Here is a 12,050-nt window from a genome sequence, read left to right as displayed (position 1 = left end):
GTAACTTTTATGAATTTAATCTGGTTGCAATTTATAGGAACCACTTTTGGAGTAGCTCAGGTACTCCTTGCCAGGAAGAACAACGTTCACAATTATTTATTCGGAATTATTTCGGTACTGGTAAGTATTTGGGTATTGTATGAATCGAAACTTTATGCCGATATTCTGCTGCACCTGTATTATCTGGTGATGAGCATTTATGGGTGGTTTTATTGGAAATTCGGCAGAAAGAAACAAGCCGCTCCCATTTCCTGGTCAAGTATTATGGAGCATGTTAAAGCTCTTGCTATCGTTGCGGGTTGTTTTGCACTGATGTCCTGGTGGCTTGCCTTTCACACCAATTCAGATGTACCTTTTTGGGATGCTGCGGTCAGTGCTTTTGCCTGGTCTGGAATGTGGCTCATGGCCAAAAGAAAAATGGAGAACTGGATCTACCTCAACGTGAGCAATGCTATAGCTATCCCTTTACTGCTCTATAAAGAACTTTACATTTATGCAGGCTTAACAGTTTTTCTTTTCGCTGTGGGCACTTCGGGTTACTTAAAATGGAGAAAGATCATTCAAAATGAAAAAAGAGAGATCTATGCAGAAGCTTAGAGAGCAATGCTTGGGAAAAGAAGCTTTTTCCCCGGAAGTTTTAGAATGGATCCAAAGAGAAAACCTGTGGAATCTGTGGGTTCCTAAGACCTACGGCGGTCTCGAAATGCCTTTTTCTGAAGGCTTATTAAGACTGAAGGAACTGGCTGAAATCGACGGCAGTCTTGGCTGGACGGTCACCTTGTGCAGCGGGGCAAACTATTTTATTGGCAACCTTAGGCCTGAAGCAGCTGAAAACATTTTTTTAAATGTGCAAAAGCCAGTCTGCTTCGGGGGAAGTGGCGGAGCTTTTGGCACCGCAGAGAAATCAGGGGATCACTACATGATTTCCGGAAAGTGGCGATATGCAACAGGAGCTCCCTACCTCACCCACTTCACCCTCAATGCCAGAATAACAGACAACCAGAAGGAGTTAACCAATCCAGACGGTTCCACAGTGATTCGCTCCTTTCTTGTTCCTGCCAAAGAGGTTAAGATCATTAAAGACTGGGATACCATGGGCCTTAAAGCGACAGCCACACATTCCTTCGAGTTAAATAATGTGAGAGTCCATAGCAAGCATAGTTTCCTCTATAACGAATTCTATCTCCCTCAGCCCGTATTTAAGATCAACTTTTCGTTATTCGCTGATCTTACTCTATGGGTGAATTATGTTGGAATGGCAGCTCATTATTTTAAGGCAGCAACCCAGATAACAAAACCTGAAAAAACATCAGGTCTGGAAAAAGCCATTTTTGAAGCCGAACAAAATATATCTGCTTATGCCCGTGAAATTGAAGAAATAACTACCTCTACATCAAATTTTTCCGAAGAGTATATTCAAGGGATCCATAGCACAGCAGCTCTTTCTGTGGAAGAGATCTCTCAGGCTATCATTAAGATCCATCCTCATTTAGGAGTGAAAGGATGTAGCAAGATCAGTGAAATCAACCAGGTTTTTAGGGATTATTTTACAGCCACCCAGCATCATATTTTCACTAAATAGGAATCTGGAAAACCCAACAGGCTGTTGCGGATTATTTGTTGAACCTGGGAGTCTTTGGGAAACTCACCTTCATACTTCTACCTTCGTAGATCTAACTTCAGGATTACCTCCCTTCGGTCGGTGATCCTGTGGGAGGAACTAAAGCAAAGCCTGCAGGCTGGCGCCTGCACGGGCTTTTTTGTTTTTCCCTACGACCTCGAACAAGTTCGGGTCTCGTCAAAACAAAAAAAGCCCTGCACTTTCGTGCAGGGCTTTGCTTTGTCGGGGTGGCAGGATTCGAACCTGCGGCCTCCTGCTCCCAAAGCAGGCGCGATAACCGGGCTACGCTACACCCCGAGATCAGCTTACGCTGACAATATTCAATAATCAATTTCCAAATTCCAATGGTCTTCAGTTTAAGTAGACCGGGAACCGGGCGGAGTTTATCCTGAGCGGGTCTCGAAAGAGACACGACGAAGGGCTACACCCCGAGATCAGCTTATGCTGACAATATTCAATAATCAATTTCCAAATTCCAATTCTGAATCTTGAATTAGGAATTCGAAATCCGCACAGCGGAATTCCTAAGCGGCTGCAAATATAGAAAAACACTTCGATTCACCTCATACTTTTTCCATTCTTTTTGTCTTTTCTTGAGACTGCACTTTTCTTTTTATCTTTGAATTTCTAATCAGGTGAAAAAATGAGAGCAAAACACATATTTTTATCAGCCATGGCCAGTACCGTTTTCCTGGCTTGCGGCGAGAACGGAAAATCAACTACCAATGAAACCGCAGCGGTATCAGATAATATTCAGGAAACCAACGGTCCCATCACCATTCCCGAAGAGCAGGTGACCACGACCCAATATGAAACCGAAACTGTTGTACCCGACTTACAAATAGGCTGGGGAATGACATTTCTGCCTGATGGCAGTATACTCATCACCGAAAAAAGCGGGGAACTGATCCATTTTAAAAACGGGAATAAGCAGCAGGTGCAGGGAGCACCTCAGGTGTACGTACGAGGCCAGGGCGGATTCCTTGATGTGGCCCTGCATCCCGATTACCAGAACAATGGCTGGATCTATTTCACCTACTCTTCTTCTGAAGGGGAAGGAGAAGGCGGCAATACCGCGCTAATGCGAGCAAAACTGGAGAACAACCAGCTTACGAATAAAGAAGTGCTCTATAAAGCAGGTCCTAATACTACCAGGGGGCAGCATTTTGGTTCCCGAATAGAATTTGACCAGGAAGGAAAACTCTACTTCAGCATTGGAGATCGTGGAAATCGGGATGAAAATCCGCAGGACATCACCCGCGACGGAGGAAAAGTTTACAGGCTGAACCCCGATGGCAGCATCCCGGCAGATAATCCTTTCGTGGGGCAGCAAAATGCCAAAGAAGCCGTCTACTCTTACGGTCACCGCAATCCGCAGGGAATGATCTTCAATTCAGAAACCAATGAGATCTGGGTACATGAGCATGGGCCGCAGGGAGGTGACGAGATCAACGTGGTGCAAAAAGGCGCCAATTTTGGCTGGCCGGTGGTCACTTTCGGAGAAAATTATGACGGCACTCCTATTACAGATCAAACTTCCGGACCAGATTTTACAGATCCTATTTACTACTGGCTCCCGTCAATAGCCCCCAGCGGATTTGTTTTCGTGACTTCAGATAAATATCCTGAGCTTAAAGGTGATCTGCTTGCGGGCTCTTTGAAATTCCAATATCTGGAACATCTCTCCTTAGACGGTAAAAAAGTGACCGCGCGGGAAAAACTCCTGGAAGGGATAGGTCGCGTGCGTGATGTGGTGCAGGCTCCTGATGGTTTCATCTATGTTTCGGTAGAAGGAAAAGGCATTGTGAAATTACTTCCGAAGCAATGATAAAAAAGAGTCTTCTGCTACTGTTTTTGGCCATCACCATTGGCTGCAAGAATTCTTCGGAAAAGGAAACGGGCGCTGCCATGGCTCAAACCGAAATGAGTGAGGAACTGCAGGAAAGCATCTCCCGCGGCGCCGCTATCTATAACAATTTTTGTTCGTCCTGCCACCTTTCAAATGGGGAAGGGATCACGGGTGTTTTTCCTCCTTTAAAAGGCTCTGACTGGTTCACCGAACAAAGAAAAAAGACCATAAGCGCAGTGAAAAATGGAATTAACGGTCCTATTGAGGTCAATGGGGAAGAATACGACAATCTCATGCCCTCCCTTGGATTAACAGACAAGGAAACTGCCGATGTGCTTAACTATATCTTCAATTCCTGGGGAAATAAAGTGGAAGAACCTGTAACCCCTGAGGAAGTGGCCGCTATAGAAAAATAATAGCAAAAATTATAAGCAGCTAAATAATTACCTTTGCCGCAAAATTAGGATTATGTTGATCATTGGAATTGCCGGGGGTACCGGAAGCGGAAAAACAACGGTAGTAAACCAGATTATTGAGGAGCTGAAAAATGAAGAGGTAGATGTCATTTCCCAGGACTCCTATTACCAGGATACCAGTCATCTCAGCTTTGAGGAACGAAAGAAGATAAATTTTGATCATCCAAAATCTATAGATTTTGATCTGCTGGTATCACACCTTAAGGACCTTAAGGCCGGCAAGAACATTCAGCAGCCCATCTATTCTTTTAAAGAACACAATCGCACCGGGGAGACCATTGAGATCGAACCCCGCAAAGTGATCATCGTGGAAGGGATCCTTATTCTCACCCATCCCGAGATACGCGAGATGTTCGACATCAAGATCTATGTGCACGCAGACAGTGATGAAAGGTTGATAAGAAGGCTTAAAAGGGACATTGCCGAAAGAGGTCGTGACCTGGAGGAGGTGCTCAACCGCTACCAGACCACTTTAAAGCCCATGCACCAGCAATTCATAGAGCCTACCAAAGAATTCGCAGACATCATTATCCCTACCAACCGCTACAACACCGTAGCTGTTGATATTGTTCAGACGATCATTCGGCAGCGTTTGCTCTAATTTCGTATATTTCGATCATGAAGCTAAAAAAGATCCGCAGCAACAAATGGTTCCAAATCTTCAGCAATAAATACATGCTGGTAACACTGGCATTTGTGTTCTGGATGCTATTTTTAGACAGTAACTCGTGGCTCATTCATCATGAGCTGGACACCGAGATCGACGATCTTGAAAAGAACAAGTCCTATTATCTCAACGAGATCTCAAAGGATAAAGCCATTATGGAGACCCTCAATGATTCTCTTGAACTGGAGAAATTTGCCCGGCGCGAATACTTCATGAAAAGGGAGAACGAAGAGATCTTTATTATTGAGCATCAGCAGGAAGACTGAACTTCACCGGGCCATAAAAACAGCAGAAGATGAGCAAGAACCTATTCAGTGAATTTGAGGAAGTATCGGCAAAACAATGGAAGCAAAAGATCCAGTTTGACCTTAAAGGTGCCGATTACAATGAGAAACTGGTTTGGAATTCACTTGACGGCATCAATGTCAAGCCGTTCTACCATCCGGATGAAGCCGGCGTACCGGTTAATGTCCACTCCCCGGCCAACTGGGAAATTGTAGAACAACTCTACGTTTCTTCTGCCGGGGGTGCTAATAAGAGAGCGCTGGAAGCTCTCCAAAAAGGAGCGGAAGCGCTGTGGTTCACTATCCCTTCGGAAGAAACAGATCTAAAAACCCTTTTTAAGGACCTCGATCTGGAAAACGTTCCTGTATATATTAAAACTGAATTCCTTTCAGAAAATTTCAACATACGCCTGAAGGAGACGGCGGGAAAGGGTTCAAAAATCTACTTACAAACAGACATTATCGGGCACCTGGCCCGCAGCGGAAACTGGTATCACGATCTTCAGAAAGACCATGAGGTTCTGGAAACCTCCTTGGAGCATCTGGAAAGTTTTGGTTCATTGATCAGTATCGACCTGGGACTTTATCAGAATGCCGGGGCCAACATTCCGCAGCAACTGGCTTATGCCATGGCCCATTCCAATGAATATCTGAACCACATTACGAAACTGGACTCTTTTTCCGAAGAAAAAAGAAAAAAACTGAAATTCCAGTTCATCACCGCTACAGGTCCAAACTACTTTTTCGAGATCGCGAAAATAAGGGCGCTGAGGCTGCTTTTTTCTACCCTCGCTAAAGAGTACGGCTTTTCTGAAGAATGCCATATCCTGGCCCAGCCTTCAAAAAGAAACAAAACGTTGTATGATTTCAACGTTAACCTGCTTCGCACCACTACCGAAAGCATGAGCGCTATCCTGGGTGGGGCTAACGCTGTTTGCAACATGGCGTATGACGCGCTTTATCATAAGAACAACGAGTTTGGAAGGCGAATTGCCCGCAACCAGTTGCTCATCCTGAAGCATGAAGGTTATTTTGAAAAAGTAAGCAATCCTGCCAACGGCAGCTATTATGTGGAAAATCTCACCCACCAGTTTGCTGAACTGGCACTGGCCATCTTTAAAGAGATCGAAAAAGGTGGAGGTTTTGTGAGTCAGTTGAAAGAGGGTATCATTCAAAAGAAGATCGCGGAAAGCGCTGCGAAAGAACAGGAGCAATTCGAATCGGGAGAACTGGTATTGATCGGGACCAACAAGTTCCCTAATCATGAAGACAAGATGAAAGAGGAACTGGAACTGTATCCTTTCCTGAAACACAAACCCAGGAAGACCCTTTTGCAACCTGTCATTGAGAAACGTCTTGCGGAAAGAACAGAACAGGAGCGATTGAAAAAAGAAGCTTAATTGCTAATTCAGGAGGTTTTACACCTCCTTTTTTTAACCACCAAGAAATGAGCAGAAAAGACCTTCAACACCTCAAGATATCTACAGAAGTCCGGGAATCTCAGGAAAAAGAGACCGGCAAAAAAGAATATTCGGCGGCAGATGTGAAAGACCTGCACCACCTGAAGTTCGCGGCGGGCATTCCGCCATACCTGCGGGGGCCATACAGCACCATGTACGTTTCCCGTCCGTGGACAATAAGGCAGTATGCCGGCTTTTCTACAGCCGAAGAAAGCAACGCCTTTTACAGGAGAAACCTGGCAGCAGGGCAAAAAGGACTTTCGGTAGCCTTTGACCTTCCCACCCACCGCGGTTATGACAGTGACCACGAACGGGTCGTAGGAGACGTGGGGAAAGCCGGGGTCGCCATAGATTCGGTTGAAGATATGAAGATCCTCTTTGACCAGATCCCGCTTGATAAAATGTCCGTTTCTATGACCATGAACGGAGCGGTACTGCCCATCATGGCCTTTTACATTGTCGCTGCAGAAGAGCAGGGAGTGAAACCTGAACAACTTTCAGGAACCATTCAGAATGACATTTTGAAGGAGTTCATGGTACGCAACACCTACATCTACCCTCCTGCCCCGTCGATGAAGATCATTTCAGACATTTTTGAATATACTTCCAAAAACATGCCCCGGTTCAACAGCATCAGTATTTCAGGATACCACATGCAGGAGGCCGGAGCTACCAGTGAGATCGAGCTGGCCTATACCCTGGCAGATGGGCTGGAATATATAAGAAAAGGACTGGAAGCCGGAATGGACATCGACAGCTTCGCTCCTCGCCTTTCCTTCTTCTGGGCCATTGGGATGGACCATTTCACAGAGATCGCGAAAATGAGGGCAGCAAGGGCGCTTTGGGCGAAACTCGTAAAACAGTTCAACCCGAAGAACGAGAAATCCCTGGCCTTAAGAACTCACTGCCAGACCAGCGGATGGAGCCTTACAGAGCAGGATCCTTTCAACAACGTGGCCCGAACCTGTATAGAAGCAGCTGCCGCCGCCTTTGGAGGGACTCAGTCCCTGCACACCAATGCTCTTGACGAGGCCATTGCCTTGCCAACAGATTTCTCTGCCCGTATCGCAAGAAATACCCAGCTGCACCTGCAGCAGGAAACCAATATCACCAGAACGGTTGATCCCTGGGCCGGAAGTTACTACGTGGAATCCCTCACCAATGAAATAGCTGAAAAAGCCTGGGATCTTATTATGGAGGTGGAAGACCTGGGCGGAATGACCAAAGCCATAGAAGCCGGAATTCCCAAAATGAGGATAGAGGAAGCAGCGGCAATTAAGCAGGCTCGAATAGACAGCACTCAGGACGTGATCGTAGGTGTCAACAAGTACAGGCGGGAAAAAGAAGACCCTATCGTGACACTGGAGGTAGACAACCAGACGGTTCGTCGCCAGCAAATAGAAAGACTGGAAAAGATAAGGGCAGAAAGAAATTCAGACAAAACTGAAGCCGCTTTAAAAGATCTTACCGAAGCTGCCCGTTCCGGTGAGGAAAATTTGTTAGCTTTAGCAGTAGAAGCCGCAAGACAACGGGCCACGCTTGGAGAGATAAGCGATGCGCTTGAGGAAGTCTACGGCAGGTATAAAGCGAAAATACAATCATTTAGCGGCGTGTATTCTAAAGAGATCAAAAACGACGACAGCTTCAAAAAGGCCAGAAAAATGGCCGATCAGTTCGCGGAACAGGAAGGCCGCAGGCCAAGAATAATGATCGCGAAAATGGGCCAGGACGGCCATGACAGAGGCGCAAAAGTGGTGGCCACAGGTTATGCCGATGTTGGATTTGACGTGGATATTGGTCCGTTATTTCAGACTCCTGCCGAGGCAGCAAAACAGGCAGTGGAGAACGATGTGCATATTTTAGGAGTTTCCTCACTGGCGGCGGGCCATAAGACGCTGGTGCCGCAGGTGATCGAGGAACTAAAAAAATATGGCAGAGATGACATCATGGTCATTGTTGGAGGAGTGATACCATCGCAGGATTACCAGTACTTGTTCGATGCGGGCGCCGCGGCCGTGTTTGGCCCGGGAACCAAGATCAGCGAGGCTGCGATACAGTTACTTGAAATTTTGATCGATGAGTAGGTTGAAGGTTGAAGGTTCAAGGTTCAAGGTTCAAAGTTGAACGTTGTCATTCCGAGTGAAACGAGGAATCTCTTTCAATTTCGGATTCATTGTTTAACGTTCAAGGTGTCATTCCGAATGAAAATGAGAAATCTCTTTCAATTTCGAATTCAATATTTAATATTCAATAAGTAGTTGCGTTTGAAGAGGTTTATTATGTTATACAAAAAGAATCTACAAAGAAACATTCGTGAATTCGTGGCTAAAAACTTCTAACTTCTAAAATCTAACTTCCAATGATGGATTACACTAAAAAAATGCTTCGGGATGATGCTTTAAAGGGCAAAAACATAGTCGTTACCGGCGGTGGTAGCGGACTGGGAAAAGCCATGACCAAATATTTCCTGGAGCTGGGAGCGAAAGTGGCCATTACTTCACGGAATCTGGAGAAACTTCAGAACACGGCCAAGGAACTGGAAGAGGAAACCGGAGGGCAATGCCTGCCGGTGCAGTGTGATGTAAGGCATTACGAGCAGGTGGAACAAATGCGCGACACAGTTGTTGATAAATTCGGATCTGTTGACATTCTGCTGAACAATGCAGCCGGAAACTTCATTTCTCCTACAGAAAGACTTAGCGCCAATGCTTTTGACACCATCATCGACATCGTATTAAAAGGCAGCAAGAACTGCACCCTGGCCTTCGGAAAACACTGGATAGACAAAGACGAAAAGGATAAAGCCATCCTCAATATCGTTACCACCTATGCCTGGACCGGCTCTGCTTACGTGGTGCCCAGCGCCACGGCAAAAGCCGGAGTACTGGCCATGACCAGATCTCTGGCGGTTGAGTGGGCAAAATACGGGATACGCTCGAACGCGATCGCTCCGGGCCCCTTCCCTACCAAAGGCGCGTGGGATCGATTGCTTCCGGGCGACCTTAAGGAAAAGTTTGATCTGTCCAAGAAAGTACCTCTCAAAAGGGTTGGAGAGCATCAGGAACTTGCGAACCTCGCTGCCTATCTCGTATCCGATTTTTCCGCTTACGTGAATGGAGAAGTCATCACCATAGACGGGGGCGAATGGCTTAAAGGAGCAGGGCAATTCAACCTTCTCGAAGCCATTCCCGAGGAAATGTGGGATATGCTGGAAGCCATGATCAAAGCCAAAAAAGGCAGTTAACAAATTTTTGGGTCAATACCAACGAAAAGAATGTAAGAATTTTCTTTCGATAAAAAGCAGGTTTTCAGCGGTGTGAGGCAAAGAACAGGAATAGAAAATCGGTCAACAGGAAGGATTCTTCTTAAAACTGTTAACAATTTACATTTCGTAAACATATAATAAATTGTATTTTTACCTTTTAAATCCAATAGAATTTAATGGGTAAAATCATTGCCATTGCAAATCAAAAAGGAGGAGTAGGAAAGACTACCACTTCAGTGAACCTGGCGGCATCTTTAGGGGTGCTGGAAAAGAAAGTCCTGCTTATTGATGCAGACCCCCAGGCAAATGCTACTTCAGGATTAGGAATAGATGTTGAAAGCGTAGAGCTGGGAACTTACCAGCTACTCGAGCATTCCGTGAAGGCCGAGGAGGCTATCATGAAGACCGAATCGCCCAACCTGGATATCATTCCAGCCCATATTGACCTTGTGGCCATTGAGATCGAATTGGTAGACCAGGATCAGCGGGAGTACATGCTTAAGTCGGCTATTGGTCATTTAAGAGACATGTATGATTACATCCTGATCGATTGCGCGCCTTCTCTGGGACTGCTTACCCTTAACGCCCTTACTGCGGCAGATTCGGTGATCATTCCTATTCAGTGTGAATATTTTGCTTTGGAAGGATTGGGGAAACTCCTCAATACTATCAAGAGCGTGCAAAAGATCCACAACAACAAACTGGATATTGAAGGCCTGCTGCTCACCATGTATGATGCCCGGTTAAGGTTGTCAAACCAGGTGGTAGAGGAAGTGCAAAAACATTTTGATGAAATGGTGTTCAAGACAATCATTCAAAGGAATGTGCGTTTAAGTGAAGCCCCCAGTTACGGGGAAAGTATTATAAACTACGATGCTGCCAGTAAGGGTGCTACCAATTACCTAAGCCTGGCGCATGAGATCATAAAAAAAAACAGTTAGGAGAAGATGGCGAAGGCGACCAAGAAACAGGCATTGGGACGGGGACTTTCAGCACTGCTGAAGGATCCTCAGAATGACATAAAATCGGCGGAAGACAAGAATGCAGACAAGCTGGTAGGACACATTGTAGAACTGGAACTGGATTCCATAGAGGTAAACCCTTTTCAGCCCAGGACCAGCTTCAATGAAGAATCCCTGCGCGAGCTGGCCTCTTCAATTCGGGAGCTTGGGGTGATACAGCCAATTACCGTTAGAAAATTAGATTACAATCAATACCAGCTGGTATCGGGTGAAAGAAGGTTTCGTGCCTCCAGACTGGTTGGGCTGGAAACCATTCCGGCCTACATTAGGATAGCCAATGACCAGGAATCCCTGGAAATGGCCCTTGTTGAGAACATTCAGCGTCAGGACCTGGATCCTATTGAAATTTCCCTTTCTTACCAGCGGCTTATTGATGAGATCAACCTCACCCAGGAACAGCTAAGCGAGCGGGTGGGTAAGAACAGGTCCACCATTGCCAATTACCTGCGGCTTTTAAAGCTTGATCCAATCGTCCAGACCGGAATGCGGGACGGCTTTCTAAGCATGGGGCACGGTAGAGCGCTCATCAACATTGAAGATCCGCAACTACAGCTGGAGATCTACGAAAAGATCATCGCCAATTCGCTTTCTGTAAGGGAGACCGAAAAACTGGTGCGCAACCTGCAGGAAGGTAAACCTGAAAGCAAAACCGCCGCTCCTGCCCTTCCGAAGAACATCAAGAAAAGTATCAAGGAATTCTCTGAACGTCTTGGTACAAAAGTGGATGTAAAGGTGGCTAAAAAGGGGAACGGAAGGCTTATTATTCCTTTTTCTTCGGAAGAAGACCTGGAAAGACTGAAAAAAATAATCCAGGGTGAAGAGTAGGAACTCCATACTACTGATCTTTTTTTTTCTGTTAACAGGGCAGCTTTTTGCGCAACAAGACAGCCTGAAATTTAAAGCCGAACGTGTAGTTGAAGAGCCCGCGCCAGAATATAAACCCTATGATCCGCTATCGCCGGCCAGGGCCGCATTTTATTCGGCTGTTCTTCCGGGTTTAGGTCAGGCCTACAACGGCAAATACTGGAAGATCCCTATCGTTTATACTGCTTTGGGCGTGGGAGTTTACTTCTACCTCAACAATGATGACCAGTATGACCGCTACCGGGATGCTTACAAAAGCAGACTGGCAGGAAAGACCACAGATGAGTTCATAGATGAGAACGGCACACCAATCATCTCTACCAGCGGACTCATAGAAGCACAAAAATTCTATCAAAGGAACAAGGAGATCTCCATTTTGGTCACCCTTGGCATTTACGCCCTCAATATCATAGATGCCAATGTAGATGCCCATTTACAGCAATTCAACGTTAGTGAAGACCTTTCTTTGAAACCTGCACTTGATTACAACCGTTATAGCGGAAAAGCCGGATACGGTCTAAGTTTAAATTACAATTTTTAAG

11 protein-coding genes, 1 tRNA gene and 1 pseudogene are annotated in these 12,050 nt (G+C 45.8%); 12 read left to right on the top strand and 1 reads right to left on the bottom strand.

All coding sequences use genetic code 11. The annotated features are described in order from the left end of the window. The first annotated feature begins 9 nt into the window (after positions 1-9). Together pnuC and BLS64_RS08020 are read left to right on the top strand one after the other, a co-directional pair. The gene (gene pnuC, locus BLS64_RS08025) at positions 10-597 is read left to right on the top strand and encodes a nicotinamide riboside transporter PnuC (protein ID WP_093113015.1); all 588 of its coding nucleotides are present in this window, start codon (positions 10-12) and stop codon (positions 595-597) included. Next, positions 584-1,582 (top strand): acyl-CoA dehydrogenase family protein, encoded by a 999-nt coding sequence (locus tag BLS64_RS08020; RefSeq protein ID WP_093113269.1) that lies wholly within the window; start codon positions 584-586, stop codon positions 1,580-1,582. Before pnuC ends, BLS64_RS08020 begins: the two co-directional genes overlap by 14 nt. Before the next feature lie 261 nt (positions 1,583-1,843). Here BLS64_RS08020 and BLS64_RS08015 read toward each other — a convergent pair. Further along, a tRNA-Pro gene (locus BLS64_RS08015) sits at positions 1,844-1,918 on the bottom strand. Positions 1,919-2,264: 346 nt separating this feature from the next. Here BLS64_RS08015 and BLS64_RS08010 point away from each other — a divergent pair. The 10 genes and pseudogenes from BLS64_RS08010 to BLS64_RS07965 all read left to right on the top strand — a co-directional run bounded on the left by BLS64_RS08010 (position 2,265) and on the right by BLS64_RS07965 (position 12,049). Then, positions 2,265-3,449, top strand: a complete 1,185-nt coding sequence (locus tag BLS64_RS08010) for a PQQ-dependent sugar dehydrogenase (protein ID WP_245693396.1) — start codon at positions 2,265-2,267, stop codon at positions 3,447-3,449. Then, a complete protein-coding gene (locus tag BLS64_RS08005) occupies positions 3,446-3,886 on the top strand; it encodes a c-type cytochrome (RefSeq protein WP_093113013.1) in 441 nt (146 codons plus the stop codon). The genes BLS64_RS08010 and BLS64_RS08005 overlap by 4 nt, the downstream gene beginning before the upstream one ends. A 13-nt stretch (positions 3,887-3,899) precedes the next feature. After that, positions 3,900-4,547: pseudogene (gene udk / locus BLS64_RS08000) on the top strand (uridine kinase); the annotation flags it as partial. 17 nt (positions 4,548-4,564) lie between these two features. Beyond that, positions 4,565-4,879, top strand: a complete 315-nt coding sequence (locus BLS64_RS07995) for an FtsB family cell division protein (protein ID WP_093113011.1) — start codon at positions 4,565-4,567, stop codon at positions 4,877-4,879. A gap of 29 nt (positions 4,880-4,908) precedes the next feature. After that, positions 4,909-6,297 carry a methylmalonyl-CoA mutase subunit beta gene (locus BLS64_RS07990; protein WP_093113010.1) on the top strand — a complete coding sequence of 463 codons (1,389 nt, stop codon included), beginning with the start codon at positions 4,909-4,911 and terminating at the stop codon, positions 6,295-6,297. 47 nt (positions 6,298-6,344) lie between these two features. Then, entirely contained in the window at positions 6,345-8,441 is a 2,097-nt protein-coding gene (gene scpA / locus BLS64_RS07985) for a methylmalonyl-CoA mutase (RefSeq protein ID WP_093113009.1), read from the top strand. A 278-nt stretch (positions 8,442-8,719) separates the two neighbouring features. Continuing rightward, the gene (locus tag BLS64_RS07980; protein WP_093113268.1) at positions 8,720-9,601 is read left to right on the top strand and encodes an SDR family oxidoreductase; all 882 of its coding nucleotides are present in this window, start codon (positions 8,720-8,722) and stop codon (positions 9,599-9,601) included. 197 nt (positions 9,602-9,798) lie between these two features. After that, positions 9,799-10,563 (top strand): ParA family protein, encoded by a 765-nt coding sequence (locus BLS64_RS07975; RefSeq protein ID WP_093113008.1) that lies wholly within the window; start codon positions 9,799-9,801, stop codon positions 10,561-10,563. Between the two features lie 6 nt (positions 10,564-10,569). Then, on the top strand, positions 10,570-11,469 hold the full coding sequence (locus BLS64_RS07970) for a ParB/RepB/Spo0J family partition protein (protein WP_093113007.1): 900 nt from the start codon (positions 10,570-10,572) through the stop codon (positions 11,467-11,469). Further along, the gene (locus BLS64_RS07965) at positions 11,459-12,049 is read left to right on the top strand and encodes a DUF5683 domain-containing protein (RefSeq protein ID WP_093113006.1); all 591 of its coding nucleotides are present in this window, start codon (positions 11,459-11,461) and stop codon (positions 12,047-12,049) included. Before BLS64_RS07970 ends, BLS64_RS07965 begins: the two co-directional genes overlap by 11 nt. Position 12,050 lies beyond the last annotated feature (1 nt).

Origin of the sequence: Salinimicrobium catena (assembly GCF_900102915.1) — a bacterium.
Classification (GTDB): domain Bacteria; phylum Bacteroidota; class Bacteroidia; order Flavobacteriales; family Flavobacteriaceae; genus Salinimicrobium; species Salinimicrobium catena.
The sequence above is the reverse complement of the archived record's forward strand: the minus strand, read 5'-3'. Positions and strand labels throughout refer to the sequence as shown.